This is a genomic window from Vibrio sp. 1-2 (7-a), from assembly GCF_013048515.1.
Lineage (GTDB): Bacteria > Pseudomonadota > Gammaproteobacteria > Enterobacterales > Vibrionaceae > Vibrio > Vibrio diabolicus.
In genome coordinates this window covers 1-16,269 of sequence record NZ_VHSQ01000013.1, presented here as the reverse complement: position 1 = coordinate 16,269, position 16,269 = coordinate 1, and the positions used below count along the sequence as shown (strand labels likewise).

Here is a 16,269-nt window from a genome sequence, read left to right as displayed (position 1 = left end):
CCATACTAGAGCAAATTTCAAACTCTAGTATAGGCGCATTGATGTCTGAACTGCAGAAACCTCAATACAGTCAACGCGAAGAACTGGCTAATACCATCACTCATGGCATTGGGATGATTTTTGGTATTGTTGGCCTGATACTGCTGCTAATCAAAGCCATAGACCAGCAAGCTGATACGCTGACGCTGGCCAGTATGGCTGTCTACGGTGCGAGTATTATCGTGCTATTTTTGGCTTCGACGCTGTATCACGCAATTCCGCACCCCAACGCTAAACGATGGCTAAAAACCTTCGATCACTGTGCCATTTATCTGCTCATTGCTGGCAGTTACACGCCTTTTTTGTTGGTGAGTTTACGTACGCCGCTCGCGTTTGGTTTGATGATTGTTATCTGGACCATCGCTCTACTCGGCATCATAATGAAAGTCGCGTTTGTTTACCGATTTAAAAAGCTTTCCTTAATGACGTATTTGGTCATGGGCTGGCTGTCGTTGATTGTGATTTATCAGTTGGCGATCAACTTGGATATTGGCGGACTGACATTACTCGCAGCTGGTGGGATAGTGTATTCACTGGGGGTGATTTTCTACGTTGCGAAGCGTATCCCATTCAATCATGCGATTTGGCACGGCTTCGTTTTAGCGGGTTGTGTGTGTCACTTCTTCGCAATTTATTATTTTGTCGAGCCTATCTAACGGATAGATATGAGCTCGACAAAACATGTGTTATCACATTAACGAGTTTTCACTTCTAACACTTTGGCTGAAAACTGGTATTGCTGAGACTGCGGCACTGCCAGTTTGATGCTTTTACCCTGTTCTGCTTGTTTTGGTCGCAGGTAAGTATCCGCCATTCGCTTGATGGATTGCCAAACTGTGACTTTTTCTTTCGCCAGTTGCTGGCCAGACATATCAAATACCTGAACTTCCACTTCAACTTGAATCACCGATTGTGAGCTTTGATTGGTAATGGACGTTGGCAGTACGAGCTCACCATCTTGATAGCTCGCGGAGTCAATCAGTACGTCGACACCAGAGTCAGACAGCTGCATGGTTGGCTTTTTGGCGTTTACTACCACGGTAGTGCCAACAGTTTTCGTCACTACTGGAATTGTCGCAATTGCGGGAGCTGCGATCGTTTCAACCGCACCTGTTGTCGCTTGCGTCTCTGTTGCTTGCTGCGCAGGTTTTTTCATGACGTATTCCCAAGTAAAGTCATCGTTTAACTTCACTTCTCGACCATCGGCTAAAGTGATGACTTCAGCGGCGTAGGCGGATGAGGCGGCAAGTAGGGTCGCCAGAGTGATCCATGTTTTCATTGTTATACCTTTTATTTGTGTCTGCTTAACGGCGCCAAAACGCAGGGAAGAACAGTACAAGAATAGTCAGAATTTCCAAGCGGCCCATCAACATGCCAAAGCTCAGAAGCCACTTGGCGGTATCTGGCAGAGGCGCGAAGTTACCCGTCGGTCCAATCACGCTTCCCATACCCGGGCCGACGTTGGCTACCGCAGTAATGGCACCAGAGATGCTAGTGATGGGGTCTAAACCCAGCGCACTCAAGCAACCCGCGATGAAGATTATGGTGATAAAGAACATCAAGCCAAACGCGACCACCGAGCGAACAATGTCATCATTCACTGGGCGTTGGTTGTAGCGCTGTACAAACACACCTGAAGGGTGAATCAATTTCATCATCTGTTTGTTCAGCAGTGTCATTGCGATTTGGAAACGGAAGATTTTGATCCCACCAGACGTTGACCCCGAACATGCGCCCGCCATCATTAAGAAGGCAAAAAGAGTTGTGGGTAATGCGCCCCACGCGGTGAAGTCCTCTAAGCCAAAGCCGGTTGTGGTGACGACAGAGACGATATTAAACATCGACACTCGTAGCGCATCCAAAATGGTGTATCCGTCTCGAATCACTAACCAGGCTGAAATCACTAAGCTTGAGAACACGAACAGGTACGCGAATCCTCGAACTTGAGCGTCGTTAACTAACACATCAATACGGCGTTTACGTAACGCGGCGATGAAGAGCAAAAATGGCAAGCCACCTAAGAACATAAAGGTAGTGGCCACCCAGTGTGCGCCATTAGAGAAGTGGTTCATCGACCCGTCGGATGTAGAGTATCCGCCCGTTGATAGCGTGGTAAAGGCGTGATTGATCGCTTCAAACAGGTTCATGCCGGTGACCAAGTAGCCCACAATGCATAAGCCAGTAAGCATCAAATAAACCGCTACGATGTTTTTGGCGACCGTTTTTGCTCTCGGGCTACTTTTATCCGACCAATCGGATGATTCGGTTTGGAATAGCTTCATACCACCGACATTGAGCATAGGTAGCACCGCCACCGCCATTACGATAAAACCAATCCCCCCAAGCCACTGCAAAATAGAGCGCCACAGCAAGATGCTCGGCGCCATGTTGTCTAGGCCACTGAGCACCGTTGAGCCCGTCGTGGTGATACCCGACATCGTTTCGAAGTAGGCGTCGGTGAAGCTGATGTGGTTGATGAACACAAACGGCAAGGCGGCAAACGCACTCGCGATGGTCCAAACCAAACTGGTGATGAGGAACATATCGCGTACGCTGAGTTTGAACTTAGCGGTTCGACCGATCGTCAAACAAATGAAAGCGGCAAGGTGCGTGATCACAACGGCTTGGGCGAAATCGAGGAATCCCCCCGTACCGGTAAAGAAAGCGACCAAAGTCGGCACGTACATAAACAGGGCCAGTTTGGATAAAACCAGCCCGATAACAAACAGTACGGGACGTAAGTTGACCATAGGAAAATCCTAGAGGAAGAATGGACTCGGCTGGAATAGCGCTTCGACGTCTGATACGTATTTTTTGTTGACCAGGAACATCACCACATGGTCATCCTGCTCGATGACCGTACGGTCGTGGGCAATAAGGACTTCTTCGCCACGAACGATAGCACCAATGGTGGTCCCAGGTGGGAGTTTGATGTCGCCAATCGCGCGCCCAACCACTTTCGATGTACTTTCATCACCGTGAGCGACGGCTTCAATGGCTTCTGCAGCGCCGCGGCGAAGTGAGGATACGTTCACGATGTCGGCACGACGAACGTGTGTCAGCAAGGCTGAAATAGTGGCTTGTTGTGGTGAGATGGCCACATCAATTACGCCGCCTTGTACCAGTTCTACATAAGCGCCACGTTGGATCAGCACCATTACTTTTTTCGCACCCATGCGTTTTGCCAACATCGCAGACATGATGTTGGTTTCATCTTCGTTGGTCAGCGCGATGAAGACGTCGACTTGGTCGATGTTCTCTTCCGAGAGAAGCTCTTGGTCTGCCGCGTCGCCGCAGAACACGATGGTGTTTTCTAGCTCTTCTGACAGTTTTTCTGCACGTTGGTAGTTACGTTCAATCAGCTTCACGCTGTAGTTTTGTTCTAAGCGCTTTGCGAGACTGGCACCAATGTTACCCCCGCCAACAATCATGATACGGCGGTACGGTTTTTCTAGGCGCTGAAGTTCACTCATCACTGAGCGAATATGATTACTTGCTGCAACGAAGAACACTTCATCGTCGGCTTCAATGATGGTAGTGCCTTGCGGGCGAATCGGACGGCCTTGACGGAAAATCGCTGCCACACGGGTATCGATGTGTGGCATGTGCTCACGCAAAGCAGACAGCGCGTTACCCACCAACGGTCCACCGTAGTAGGCTTTTACCGCCACTAGGCTGACTTTCTGTTCAGCAAAGCTCACCACTTGCAGCGCGCCCGGGTATTGGATCAGACGTTCGATGTAGCTCGTAACGAGTTCTTCTGGGGCGATAAGGTGATCGACAGGAATGGCGCCAGATTTAAACAGGGCTTCTTTTTCTGCCAAGTATTCTGGAGAGCGAATACGTGCAACGCGGTTTGGGGTGTTGAATAGAGTGAACGCGACCTGACAGGCGGCCATGTTGGTTTCATCAGTGTTGGTTACTGCGACGAGCATATCGGCGTCTTGCGCACCAGCTTCGTGCAGCACGTCTGGGTGGCTCGCATGGCCATTGACCACACGCAGGTCGTATTTGTCCTGCAATTCACGCAGTCGATCGGCATTGTTATCGACGATGGTGATGTCGTTGTTTTCACCCACTAGGTTTTCTGCCAGTGTGCCGCCAACCTGACCTGCACCAAGAATAATGATCTTCATACTCTTTTCTCGTTATCTGAAAAAGGCGATTGAAATCACTCCAATCGCCCTATTTAGCATGCTGTTACGCGTGTGTTTTAGTTAGCACTGCGTAGTAGAAACCATCCATGTCTTCTTCGCCTGGTAGAATTTGACGACCAGGCTGGTCGGGATCAGAATCCAGCAGTTGCGCATCCGCGGTACGTGCTAAAAACGCTTTTACTTGCTCCACGTTTTCTTGCGGTGTGATTGAACAAGTCGCGTAAACCATTGTGCCGCCGGGTTTCAGTTGCGTCCACATGGCATCAAAAATTTCACTTTGTAGCTCTGCTAATGCGGCGATGTCGTCTGCACGACGTAGCCATTTGATGTCTGGGTGACGACGAATCACGCCAGTCGCAGAACATGGGGCATCCAGCAAAATGCGATCAAATTGCTCGCCTTGCCACCATTCTTGTGGATTACGCGCATCACCGCAAACCACTTTTGCCTGAAGGTTGAGACGCTTCAGGTTTTCATGCACACGTTTCAAGCGTGTGTCGTCGCAGTCAATCGCGACCACTTCACTGCCCGACGTGCGCTCTAGAATGTGCGCCGTCTTGCCACCTGGCGCAGCACAGCAATCTAAAATCAGTTCGCCGTCTTGTGGTTTTAGGTAGTTGATCGAAAGCTGCGCTGCCGCATCTTGTACCGAAACCCAACCTTTATCAAAACCAGGTAGCTTCATCACATCACATGGCGCGGCCAATTTTATGGCGTCCATTGCTTCTGTGTGTGGCGTGCTATCAATGTTTTCATTTTTGAGTAGCGCAAGGTATTCATCACGAGTGTGGTGCTGATGGTTCACACGCAGCCACATTGGTGCTTTTTGGTTGTTCGCTTCAACAATGCTGTCCCATTGCTGTGGGTAGGCCTCTTGCAGCAGTTTTAGTAACCAGCTTGGGTGACCGTACTTGCCAGCGTTGTTGCTGACGGCCATTTGGTCGAGTTCTTCTTGGTTGCGCTGGTAGTTACGCAATACAGCGTTAATCAAACCACGCAGACGAGGGCCTTTCAGCTCTTTAGTGCCTTCAACCGTTTCTCCGACTGCTGCGTGCGCAGGAATACGCATGAAGCTCAGTTGGTAAATACCAACCAGAATTAGGTGATGGAATACACGTTGTTTGCCTTTGAGCGGCTTATCCATCAACTGGTTTGCGATCATTTCTAGGCGAGGTAGGTAACGTAGCGCACCGTAACAGATCTCTTGTAGCAGAGCGTGGTCACGAGGTCGTACCGTTTGTTGAGCCGCTGGAAGAGCGCTTGAAAGTGAGTGGCCCTTGTCGACGACAAGATACAGGACGTTAGCAGCCGCAGCGCGAACATTCATGATGAGTACCTTAAAGTAAAGGAGGGCATCTCTGCCCTCTAAAAGTTCGTATTATTGGGGATGATAACCCCTAGTATGGCTTAAACCAGCAGAGTGCCGACTTCAAACCAAGCTGCACGTGAGTTTAGAATATCCTGAACTGACATGGCTTTTTTGCCAGGAACTTGCAGTTGCTCTAGCACCAGTACACCGTTGCCTGTCGCAACATAAATACCGGTTTTATCTGCTTGCACGATGGTGCCCGCTGGCTTGTCACTGGTTTGCTCTGCCACACGGCTTTGCCATACTTTGATGCTGTTTTCTGCCGCCTCAAAGTGGCTCATTGGCCATGGGTTAAATGCACGAACGCAGCGCTCAATGTGCGCCGCATCGTCGTTCCAGTTGATGCGTGCTTCTTCTTTGCTGAGTTTTTTCGCATAGTTCGCTAGCTCATCATCTTGCTTCACTGGCACTGCTTTACCCGCAGCAATGTCTGCTAGGCAGTCAATCAGGGCTTCTGGACCAAGCTCCGCCAATTTTTCGTACATTGAAGCGCTGGTATCTGTCGCTTCGATTGGCAGAGTTGCAATCTTCAGCATATCACCAGTGTCGAGACCGATGTCCATCTGCATGATGGTCACGCCAGTTTCTGCATCGCCCGCCCAAATAGAGCGTTGGATTGGAGCCGCACCACGCCAACGAGGTAGGATAGAACCATGTACGTTGATACAACCCAGTTTAGGGGTATCAAGAACCGCTTGTGGCAGTAGCATACCGTATGCCACGACAACCATGAGATCGGCGTTCAGATCGGCAAGTTCTTGTTTCGCTTCGTCGGACTTAAAGCTTTCAGGTTGGTAAACCGGGATGTTGTGTTCCAGCGCCAGTTGTTTTACCGGTGGCGCAGCCAATTTCTTGCCACGACCCGCTGGACGATCTGGGTTTGTGTAAACCGCGATGACTTCATGCTCCGAAGACAACAACGCCGCCAAGTGACGGGCGGCGAAATCCGGAGTACCTGCAAAGACAATACGTAAAGACTGACTCAAGGTAGGCTTCCTTCTAATTGGTATGGTTCGAGATTAAGCGTTTTGCTGCTTCTCGTTAAAGCGTTTGATTTTCGCTAGCTTGTCCTGAATGCGTTTGCGTTTCAGTGGCGATAGGTAATCCACGAATAGCTTACCTTGTAGGTGATCAAGCTCGTGTTGAACACAAATTGCTAGCAGGTCGTCGGCTTCAAAGGTGAACTCTTTGCCATCACGATCCAGTGCTTTAACGGTAACTTCTGCAGCGCGAGGCACAAGTGCGCGTGCACCTGGTACCGACAGACAGCCTTCTTCGATGCCATCTTCGCCACGCTTTTCCAGAATCTCAGGGTTGATTAGCACCATCGGCTCATCGCGAGTTTCTGAAATATCAATCACTACGATACGTTTGTGGATATCAACCTGCGTTGCAGCAAGGCCAATACCTTCTTCGTCGTACATGGTTTCAATCATGTCATCGACGATTTTTTGAATCTCAGGCGTCACCGCTTCAACAGGCTTTGCGACTGTGCGCAGGCGATCATCCGGGAATGTTAATACTTGTAATACAGACATATTCACTCGAAATATTGAACTGTGCCGAAACAGCACAAACCTTGTTGGCTCAATTCTAGACATTTTATAGCCTAAATGACAGCATCCTTGCACCAATTTCCATTCTGGTTCCTGCTTAACAGACCAAGGACGAGGGTCATGAATCGAATTTTCCGCAACGTTGCCAGTGTTACGTTGCCGTTACTTTTCTCTTTCAACGCTGTAGCAAGTGTGGATGCGAAACCACTGACTGTTAAAGATGATGCGCCACAAACATATGTAGTCGTGAAGGGCGATACACTATGGGATATTTCGGCCATGTACTTGGATAGCCCGTGGTTGTGGCCTCGTTTATGGCAAGTAAACCCGGAAATCGACAACCCTCATTTAATTTATCCCGGAGACAAGCTGTCTTTGGTGTGGATTAACGGTCAGCCCGTGTTGAGCCTAAAACCGGTTAAGAAGCTGAGCCCGAAAGCTCGCATCACAGAAAAGAAAGCCGTACCAACGGTCGCGGAAGGTTTGGTGATGCCGTACCTCAAATCGGATCGGTTGCTGGATCAAGATGCGTTGAACAATGCTGCAAAAGTGATGGGCAGCAGCAAAGGCAGTAAGTATCTGACGGCAGAAGATGTGCTGTACATCGATGGCAAGCAGACCGCTACAGGCTGGGCTATTTACCGACCGGTAGAAACCTTTTCGCGTGACGATGTGTCCGAAGAGATCACTGCGCTGCGTTTGATTGCCAAAGGCGAACTCATTGAGGCTTCGAGTGATTATTCAGGTTTGAAGCTTACATCGCAGATGCAAGAAATTCTACGTAACGATATCGCGTTGCCAAATCAATCGGTTGAGAATACTGACTTCACGACTACGTTCTACCCGCTGCCGTCGCCACAAGGCAGTTCGGCAAAGTTGCTAGGTAATATCGAAGGTATTCGCTTTAGTTCAACTAACCAAGTCGTGGTGATTGATAAAGGCACGTCAGACAATCTGAAGCAAGGCAGTGTGTTTGATTTAAAAGAAGACGCGCACCCAGTTTACAAAGACGGCGATGAGTTCAAGAAAGAGTTTGGCGTGCTTGATAAGAAAATTACTTTGCCTCAAAGCAAAGTTGGTGAGTTGCTGGTCATTCGTCCTTATGAGTACTTTAGCTTGGCACTGATCACTAACAGTACTAAACCCATTAACCAAGATATTTCGGTGGTGTCACCGTTGGCGGACGAATTAACCATCGATGAATCGACGAAATAACGATGATCTCGCTGCCTGGTTAAAACTGAGTTGTTTACCAGGCATTGGCGGCGTCAAAATGAATAAGCTACTGGCAAGAGACACGCCACGTAACATCGTAAACTTCTCTCCTGAACAGCTACAACAACTTGGGTTAACAACTAAGCAAATTCAAGCTTGGGCTTCAACAGATAAAGATGTCGATGCTTGTTTAAGCTGGCTTGAGGCTTCTACAAATCATCATATCCTGACACTGACTGACCCGCGTTATCCACCTCAACTCAAACAAATCGTTGCACCGCCACCTCTACTTTTTGTTCAAGGAAACCCTACTTGTCTCTCTCAGCCACAAATCGCGATGGTTGGCAGTCGAAATGCGAGTATTGATGGATTACAGCATGCACGTCAGTTTGCTGCAGAGTTTGTTCAGCACGATTTTATTGTCACCAGTGGTCTCGCTTTAGGCATTGATGGTCATGCGCATGATGGTGCGTTGCAAGCGGGTGGTAAGACGATTGCGGTGCTGGGATCTGGCTTAGAAAATATTTATCCGGCACGTCATCGTGGTTTAGCGCAACGTGTTATTGAACATGGGGCTTTGGTGTCTGAGTTTCGCCCCAACGCCAAGCCGCGCCCGGAAAACTTCCCGCGTCGAAATCGCATTATTAGCGGATTATCGCTAGGTGTGTTAGTTGTGGAAGCGGCGGAAAGGAGTGGCTCGTTAATTACTGCTCGTTACGCGCTTGAGCAAGGTCGAGAAGTGTTTGCGCTGCCAGCTTCGATAAATGCCCCTAATGCCAGCGGTGGCAACCAGTTGATACGTCATGGTGCTTGCCTCGTAGAAAAGACGAAAGATGTCTTAGATGAAATACAGTCTTTGCTTGATTGGTCTATTAATCAGAGTACCGATTTATTTTCTACGTTAAATGATGAAGAAGAATTGCCATTTCCTCAGCTGTTAGCTAACGTAGGAAGTGAAGCTACACCGGTTGATATTCTTGCAAACAGGACCAATATACCTGTCCAGGAAGTCATGATGCAGCTCTTAGAGTTAGAACTCTCTGGGCATGTCGTTGCGGTTTCAGGTGGCTATATTCGAAAGGGGAGGGGCTAGCTATGATGATGGATATACTGATGTATCTATTCGAAACCTACATCCATAGCGATGCAGAGTTACAGGTCGAACAAGACGAGTTGGAAGAAGAGCTGCTCCGTGCAGGCTTCCAACAAAAAGATATCTACAAAGCCCTTGTCTGGTTAGAAGAGCTTGCCGCATTGCAGCAAAGTGACACCTCTTCTGCAATCTCGACTTGCATGGCTTCGTCATCAACTCGTATCTACACAGAGAAAGAGATGCAGCGTTTAGATTTGGAATGCCGAGGGTTTTTATTGTTTCTCGAGCAAATCAATGTTTTAACCACAGAAACTCGCGAAATGGTGATTGACCGAGTGATGGGGCTAGAAACGAGTGAGTTTGAGCTTGAAGACCTCAAATGGATCATTTTGATGGTGCTGTTTAATGTGCCTGGTAATGAAAACGCTTATACGCTAATGGAAGAGCTGTTGTACACCAAGGAACAAGGGATTCTTCACTAACCCAATCTAGGCAAGTTCGAGTTTAGCTAGCAAGAACGCGAGCTTGTCTTTTGGTGTGTTTTTCACGAAACGGTAAGTATGAGTAGTAAAATCGACAACACCCTTTTCTCTGCCCATGAACACGCATTGGAACACGAGCCGTGTCCTAAATGTGGCAGCGAGTTGACCCTCAAACATGGCAAACACGGTCCCTTTCTTGGCTGTAGCCACTATCCAAGCTGTGATTACATCAAAGCCCTGCACAACAATGATGGACACATCGTCAAAGAGCTTGGCGTTCCTTGTCCAGATTGTGGTAACGAGTTGGTATTACGCCAAGGGCGTTATGGGATGTTTGTTGGTTGCAGTAACTATCCGGCGTGCCATCATATTGAGTCGATTAATCAACCAGAGCCAGAAAAGCAGTCGCAAGAGCACCACGCGTGTCCTGAATGCGGTAAAGGTCATTTAGTTGAACGTAAGACGCGTTTTGGTAAAACTTTCTACGCATGTGATAACTACCCTAAATGTAAATTTGCAGTGAATCTCCCTCCGGTAAAGGGGAGGTGCGAAGAATGTGGTTTTACTCTGTTGGTGGAGAAGAAACTCGCCAGTGGTGTGAAATTGCAATGTGCCAACCGTAAGTGCCAGCACACTCAGCAAGGGTAAATACATCAAAGGAATTAAAAAGGGTCGCATCGTGCGACCCTTTGTGGTTTTTGGGGCTAGATTTTAGAGTTATGCTTGTTTCGCAAACTCGTGCACGGCTGGGAATGCCATTGGATCTAAGGCATCCGCGAGAGCGCACAACCTACGGTGCAATTCTCCTGGGTAGTCACCACATACGTTGATGTGACCCATTTTTCGCCCTTCACGCTTCTCTTTGCCGTACCAATGGATGTGACAACCATCCATGGCGAGAAGCGCTTCTGGCAACGTATCTTCACCAAGAATATTCACCATCGAGGTTTCGCGAATCAGTTTGGTGCTGCCTAACGGCAAGCCGCATACGGCGCGCAGGTGGTTCTCGAACTGACAGGTTTCTGCACCTTGCTGTGTCCAGTGACCGGAGTTGTGCACTCGTGGGGCAATCTCATTCACTAACAGTGTGCCATCGACATCAAAGAATTCGAGCGCCAATACACCAACGTAATCTAGGCTATCTGCGACGGCCGTGAGCATCTGCTTGGCTTGGGCTTGCAGTTCTGGCGCATCAATTGCGGTGGATAAGCTCAGTACGCCATTGATGTGAACGTTTTCTGCTAGAGGGTACACTTCAACGCTGCCATCTTTACCGCGAGCACCTACAAGTGATACTTCGCGGTTAAAAGGAACAAACTCTTCAGCCACAATCGCTTGAGTAGGTGTTGCCGCGATGCACTCTGCCATCTCAGTCCAAATGTCGTCGACTTGAGAAGCGTCTTTTAAGCGCCATTGACCTTTACCATCGTAACCACCCAATGCACTTTTCAGAACCATTGGCATACCAACGTGTTCAATTGCGCGCTCAAAGTCTTCACGAGTTTCAATCACGTAGTATTTCGCGTTGCGCACGCTAGCATCATCAAGCAGTGCTTTTTCAATACGGCGATCACCACCTGCTTTGATGGCTTGCGTACTTGGTAGGAACTTGCCGCTCGCTTCGCAAACCTTGAGCACGTCATGTGGAATATGCTCGAACTCGGCAGTAATCACATCAACTTGCGTAATCGCATTTTCCAAGCCATGGCCAAGTACCTGTTGAGTTAAAGGATGAACGACATCACCGCTGCTGACATCGTAAGCTGAAATTTGAATATTCAATGGCGCACCAGCCAGAGACATCATGCGAGCCAACTGACCCGCACCAAGAACCAGTACATGCATCTGATTAATCCTCAGCTGGATTTGGGTTAGCCAGTACGGTTTCCGTCTGTTCATTGCGGAACGCTTCTACCTTCGCCAGGATGTTTTCGTCATGAGTGCCTAGTATTTGCGCCGCTAGGATACCGGCGTTTGCTGCGCCCGCTTCGCCAATCGCTAACGTACCGACGGCAATGCCTTTTGGCATTTGTACAATAGATAGCAGAGAGTCCATGCCTTTTAGTGCGCGAGACTGAACTGGAACACCGAGTACAGGTATGCTAGTAAATGCAGCTGCCATACCCGGTAGGTGAGCTGCACCACCGGCACCTGCGATGATCACTTTGATGCCGCGTTCTTTCGCGCTGCTAGCGTAATCGGCTAATAGTTGAGGAGTACGGTGAGCTGACACCACCTTTGTTTCGTAAGACACGCCAAATTGATCCAGCATGTCTGCTGCTAGTTTCATGGTTGGCCAATCGGATTTAGAACCCATGATGATACCGACTTTCATCTCAAACTCCTTCAAGCTGCAAAATTAGGTGAGCTGATAAATTTGTGCGCATTATACGGGGATTTTTATCTCAAGCAAACGTTTGCTTCTTGTTGTTGACGCTATTGATACATTTTATAAAAAAATTGCTTTAGTGTCTGAGAATGAATATTTGTACACTTAGTGAAAATAATACAGTCAGACAATCAGGAAGTAATCGGTGGATAACTTTGAACAAGTGCTCAACGCACTACAACAAGGCGAAGTGATTGCCTACCCAACAGAAGGGGTTTTTGGTGTCGGATGCGATCCAGATAACCCAGAAGCAATTCAAAAACTGCTGGAGCTCAAGCAGCGCCCGGTGGAAAAAGGGCTGATTCTGATCGCTGCAAGTTATGAGCAGCTCTTGCCGTATATTGATGAATCTCAGTTGACTGAAGAACAATTACAGACTGTTCATGCTACTTGGCCAGGTCCATACACTTGGATCATGCCAGCGAGCGATAAAGTCTCCAACTGGGTTTCAGGGCAGTTTGATTCAATTGCGGTTCGTGTGACTGATCATCCTTTGGTTCAAAAAATGTGTAATGCATTCGGAAAGCCGTTAACCTCTACCAGCGCGAATCTTTCCGGCTTGCCACCGTGTATGACCACGGAAGAAGTCGAAGAGCAATTGGGTGACAAGCTGGTGGCCATTCTTCGTGGTGAAACCAGCGGTCGTGATAAACCCAGCGAGATTCGTGACGCCAAGACTTCACAAATATTAAGACAGGGCTAACCCTGCTTGCCAGTCATCAACCGGTATCACGTAATAGGTAATAACGTATGTCAGCAATCGATAAGCACGCCGTAAAGCAGTTCCTGATGTCACTTCAGGACTCCATTTGTCAGCAGTTAGAACAAGAAGATGGAGAGGCCGTCTTTGTCGAGGATGCATGGCATCGTGAACCGGGCGAACGTCTTGGTGGCGGTGGGCGCTCACGTGTTATGCGTGATGGCCTTGTTTTCGAGCAAGGTGGGGTGAACTTCTCGCATGTAGAAGGGAAAGAAATGCCAGCATCTGCGACGGCACATCGTCCGGAGCTAGCTGGTCGCCGCTTTGAAGCGATGGGGGTCTCTTTGGTTATCCATCCCAAAAACCCTTACGTCCCAACTTCTCATGCGAATGTACGTTTCTTTATCGCCGAGAAAGAGGGCGAAGAACCAATTTGGTGGTTTGGTGGTGGTTTCGACCTGACTCCTTTCTATCCTTTCGAAGAAGATTGTCAGTCATGGCACGATACAGCTAAGGCCATCTGTGCCCCATTTGGTGAAGAAGTATATGCCGAGCACAAAGCGTGGTGTGATAAGTACTTCTTCTTGCCACATCGAAACGAAACTCGTGGTGTCGGTGGTTTGTTCTTTGATGATTTGAATCACTGGGAGTTCGATAAGTGTTTCGATTACATCAAAGCGGTGGGTGAAGGCTATTGCCAAGCTTACTTGCCGATCGTGTCTCGTCGTAAAGACATCGAATATGGCGAGCGTGAACGTGAATTCCAACTTTACCGTCGTGGTCGTTATGTTGAGTTCAACTTAGTCTACGACCGTGGCACCTTATTTGGTTTACAAAGTGGTGGGCGTACCGAGTCGATTCTGATGTCGATGCCGCCGTTAGCGCGATGGGAGTACCGCTACGAACCAGAAGCAGGGACGCCTGAAGCCGAACTTTACGATCGATACCTGAAACCACGCGAATGGTAAGCACGGAATCTCCTTTTCTATATAGATAGATAGTGATAGGGTCATCTGTAATCAGATGGCCCTGTTTTCTCTATATCTAAGTAAGGAATAAAGGTAAGGACATGACCCCGCAAATCGATCGTTACGCCGTGTTTGGTAACCCTATCGGGCACAGCAAGTCGCCATTTATCCATACACTCTTTGCTCGTCAAACGAATCAGTCCCTTACATACACCGCAGAGTGTGCGCCTGTGGGTGGATTTATCGAGGCGGCGAAAGCATTTTTTGCTGACGGCGGCAAAGGCTGTAACGTGACCTTGCCTTTTAAAGAAGATGCCTATCAATTTGCCAGCCGTTTGACCGAGCGTGCTCAGCTTGCTGGAGCAGTGAATACACTTAAGAAGCTTGATGATGGTGAAATCATTGGTGATAACACTGATGGTGCAGGCTTAGTGCAGGACTTGTTGCAACATCAAGTCGTTTTAGAAGGCGCACGCATCCTGATCATAGGAGCTGGTGGTGCCGCTCGAGGAGTGATTAAACCATTGCTCGATCAAAAACCAACATCTCTAACGATAACTAATCGTACATTTTCTAAAGCCGAAGAATTGGCAGAATTGTTTTCTGCATATGGTCCTGTTACAGCAAAAGAGATGAATACCATTGCTGAAGAGTACGACGTCGTAATCAACTCCACGTCTGCATCATTGAGTGGTGAGTTACCTGCGATCTCTTCCTCGGTGTTCGCCGCCAATAGTACAAGCTACGACATGATGTATGGCAAAGGTGATACCGCATTTAACCAATGGGCTAAGCAACACGGTGCGGCACATGCTTATGATGGTTTAGGTATGTTAGTTGGCCAAGCTGCTGAGAGTTTTATGTTATGGCGCGGTCTTCGTCCTGGAGCTAAACAGATTTTGCGTGAATTAAGAAAGAACCTTGAAGGTCAATAAGCGATGAATCAATCCATCTTATTCCCAGACATGCAATCATGGGATGAAGTGTCACAATCAGTAAACTTTGCGGCGCAACAATCTGGTGCGCTAATAGAATGCTTTGTGACGAAACAAAAGTTAGAAAAGTTATCTGGCTCAGAGTTAGATACAGAGCAGGCCGTGCTCTCTGCTTTTATTGACTACCGATTTGATCTGGAAGAAATAGCAGAAGAGTTAATAGAAGATGAAGCCTTCAACGAAGAAGGCCATATTATCATCGGCTAACAGACCTTTAGTTCAAGTCTTCTACTTCATGTAAGTAGTCGTTTTTGTTTTGAACATAGTTATTGGCAGACTTTTGCAAAAAAGCTCGTTCTGTCTCTGATAGAGGACGAGCTTGTTTAACTGGACTACCGACATAAAGATAACCGCTTTCTAATCTCTTTCCTGGCGGTACTAAACTGCCCGCTCCAATCATCACCTCTGATTCAATAACGACAGCATCTAAAACAATCGCCCCCATACCAACCAATACACGATCGTGTATCTCACAACCGTGCAGCATCACTTTGTGGCCAATCGTAACGTCATTGCCAATTATAAGTGGGTAGCCGTTTGGGTTTTCGGGGTTCTTATGGGTGACATGCAAAACACTACCATCTTGAATATTCGTTCGATCACCAATGTGAATGTGGTTCACATCGCCTCGTGCCGCTACTAATGGCCAAATGCTAGAATCGTCCCCAATACGGATATCTCCGACTAACACTGAGGTTGAGTCAACGTAAACACGCTCACCAAGTTGAGGCTTTATACCTTTGTAGCTTCTAATTGAGCTCATCTTTTCTCCTTATTAGGGGCGAGTACAGGGGACATGGAGGTAGAATAGTAGTGAAAACTCGCCTTTTAGAATAAAAAACACCCAAACGATAAAAAAATCAAAAAAAACGAGAAAAAGGGCTTGCCAATGTGATCGCAATCTCTATAATGCCACCTCGCTGACACGGCAACGCTTCGAAAGAAACGCAAGCCAAGTTAGCAAGCCAAGTTAGCAAGCCAAATTAGCCAAGCGGAAACGCTTGAAGAAAGTTTGAAAAAAGTGATTGACACTAAACTTTAACTCGCTAAAATGGCCGTCCTGTTTTGAGCAAAGCTCAACAGGAAAGCTCTTTAACAATATAGACCTATCAATCTGTGTGGGCACTCGTTGATGATAATCCAATTAGAAATTTCGGTTTCAAATTAGGTTTCAATGATACGAAGTGACCATTGAATCTTCGGATTCAGCACAGTCAATTCAAACATTACTTTATGTAATGTTCAGTATTCATTGAGCCGAACAAAATCTTAAATTGAAGAGTTTGATCATGGCTCAGATTGAACG

The 16,269-nt window shown here is 47.8% G+C and carries 18 protein-coding genes; 9 read left to right on the top strand and 9 right to left on the bottom strand.

The genetic code is table 11. The features are described 5' to 3' along the window. Positions 1-41: 41 nt before the first annotated feature. Positions 42-695, top strand: coding sequence for a hemolysin III family protein (locus FKN08_RS20395; RefSeq protein ID WP_005394044.1), 654 nt, complete (start codon positions 42-44; stop codon positions 693-695). Positions 696-733: 38 nt separating this feature from the next. On the opposite strand, the gene FKN08_RS20390 is transcribed toward FKN08_RS20395, so the two are convergent. The 6 genes from FKN08_RS20390 to def all read right to left on the bottom strand — a co-directional run bounded on the left by FKN08_RS20390 (position 734) and on the right by def (position 7,103). Then, on the bottom strand, positions 734-1,318 hold the full coding sequence (locus FKN08_RS20390) for a DUF3157 family protein (protein WP_170892804.1): 585 nt from the start codon (positions 1,316-1,318) through the stop codon (positions 734-736). A gap of 25 nt (positions 1,319-1,343) precedes the next feature. After that, positions 1,344-2,789 (bottom strand): TrkH family potassium uptake protein, encoded by a 1,446-nt coding sequence (locus tag FKN08_RS20385; RefSeq protein WP_006742925.1) that lies wholly within the window; start codon positions 2,787-2,789, stop codon positions 1,344-1,346. A 9-nt stretch (positions 2,790-2,798) separates the two neighbouring features. Further along, a complete protein-coding gene (gene trkA, locus FKN08_RS20380) occupies positions 2,799-4,175 on the bottom strand; it encodes a Trk system potassium transporter TrkA (RefSeq protein ID WP_170892803.1) in 1,377 nt (458 codons plus the stop codon). A gap of 64 nt (positions 4,176-4,239) precedes the next feature. Next, positions 4,240-5,523: a 16S rRNA (cytosine(967)-C(5))-methyltransferase RsmB gene (rsmB, locus tag FKN08_RS20375; RefSeq protein ID WP_170892802.1), complete on the bottom strand. Its 1,284-nt coding sequence runs from the start codon at positions 5,521-5,523 to the stop codon at positions 4,240-4,242. 80 nt (positions 5,524-5,603) lie between these two features. Next, on the bottom strand, positions 5,604-6,551 hold the full coding sequence (gene fmt, locus FKN08_RS20370) for a methionyl-tRNA formyltransferase (protein WP_005461453.1): 948 nt from the start codon (positions 6,549-6,551) through the stop codon (positions 5,604-5,606). A gap of 33 nt (positions 6,552-6,584) precedes the next feature. Continuing rightward, positions 6,585-7,103: a peptide deformylase gene (gene def / locus FKN08_RS20365; protein ID WP_005379068.1), complete on the bottom strand. Its 519-nt coding sequence runs from the start codon at positions 7,101-7,103 to the stop codon at positions 6,585-6,587. Between the two features lie 138 nt (positions 7,104-7,241). Between def and FKN08_RS20360 the strand changes: the two genes are divergently transcribed. The 4 genes from FKN08_RS20360 (at position 7,242) to FKN08_RS20345 (ending at position 10,559) form a co-directional block, all read left to right on the top strand. Further along, positions 7,242-8,336, top strand: a complete 1,095-nt coding sequence (locus FKN08_RS20360) for a LysM peptidoglycan-binding domain-containing protein (RefSeq protein ID WP_170892801.1) — start codon at positions 7,242-7,244, stop codon at positions 8,334-8,336. Next, positions 8,320-9,429 (top strand): DNA-processing protein DprA, encoded by a 1,110-nt coding sequence (dprA, locus tag FKN08_RS20355; RefSeq protein ID WP_145473391.1) that lies wholly within the window; start codon positions 8,320-8,322, stop codon positions 9,427-9,429. The genes FKN08_RS20360 and dprA overlap by 17 nt, the downstream gene beginning before the upstream one ends. Positions 9,430-9,431: 2 nt before the next feature. After that, on the top strand, positions 9,432-9,911 hold the full coding sequence (locus FKN08_RS20350) for a DUF494 family protein (protein ID WP_170892800.1): 480 nt from the start codon (positions 9,432-9,434) through the stop codon (positions 9,909-9,911). A 78-nt stretch (positions 9,912-9,989) separates the two neighbouring features. Continuing rightward, on the top strand, positions 9,990-10,559 hold the full coding sequence (locus FKN08_RS20345) for a topoisomerase DNA-binding C4 zinc finger domain-containing protein (protein ID WP_005386647.1): 570 nt from the start codon (positions 9,990-9,992) through the stop codon (positions 10,557-10,559). Between the two features lie 69 nt (positions 10,560-10,628). Here FKN08_RS20345 and FKN08_RS20340 read toward each other — a convergent pair whose 3' ends face one another. Both FKN08_RS20340 and purE read right to left on the bottom strand, forming a co-directional pair. After that, positions 10,629-11,756 (bottom strand): 5-(carboxyamino)imidazole ribonucleotide synthase, encoded by a 1,128-nt coding sequence (locus tag FKN08_RS20340; protein ID WP_104971081.1) that lies wholly within the window; start codon positions 11,754-11,756, stop codon positions 10,629-10,631. A 4-nt stretch (positions 11,757-11,760) separates the two neighbouring features. Continuing rightward, the gene (purE, locus tag FKN08_RS20335; RefSeq protein ID WP_170892799.1) at positions 11,761-12,246 is read right to left on the bottom strand and encodes a 5-(carboxyamino)imidazole ribonucleotide mutase; all 486 of its coding nucleotides are present in this window, start codon (positions 12,244-12,246) and stop codon (positions 11,761-11,763) included. Between the two features lie 199 nt (positions 12,247-12,445). On the opposite strand from purE, the gene FKN08_RS20330 reads away from it, so the two are divergent. The 4 genes from FKN08_RS20330 to FKN08_RS20315 all read left to right on the top strand — a co-directional run bounded on the left by FKN08_RS20330 (position 12,446) and on the right by FKN08_RS20315 (position 15,170). Next, positions 12,446-13,003 (top strand): L-threonylcarbamoyladenylate synthase, encoded by a 558-nt coding sequence (locus FKN08_RS20330; protein ID WP_005394015.1) that lies wholly within the window; start codon positions 12,446-12,448, stop codon positions 13,001-13,003. 47 nt (positions 13,004-13,050) lie between these two features. After that, positions 13,051-13,968, top strand: coding sequence for an oxygen-dependent coproporphyrinogen oxidase (gene hemF / locus FKN08_RS20325; RefSeq protein WP_065645011.1), 918 nt, complete (start codon positions 13,051-13,053; stop codon positions 13,966-13,968). A 101-nt stretch (positions 13,969-14,069) separates the two neighbouring features. Next, positions 14,070-14,903, top strand: a complete 834-nt coding sequence (gene aroE, locus FKN08_RS20320; RefSeq protein ID WP_145473388.1) for a shikimate dehydrogenase — start codon at positions 14,070-14,072, stop codon at positions 14,901-14,903. A gap of 3 nt (positions 14,904-14,906) precedes the next feature. After that, positions 14,907-15,170 (top strand): DUF1488 domain-containing protein, encoded by a 264-nt coding sequence (locus FKN08_RS20315; RefSeq protein ID WP_012841273.1) that lies wholly within the window; start codon positions 14,907-14,909, stop codon positions 15,168-15,170. Positions 15,171-15,177: 7 nt separating this feature from the next. On the opposite strand, the gene FKN08_RS20310 is transcribed toward FKN08_RS20315, so the two are convergent. Next, a complete protein-coding gene (locus FKN08_RS20310; RefSeq protein WP_170892798.1) occupies positions 15,178-15,726 on the bottom strand; it encodes a gamma carbonic anhydrase family protein in 549 nt (182 codons plus the stop codon). Positions 15,727-16,269 lie beyond the last annotated feature (543 nt).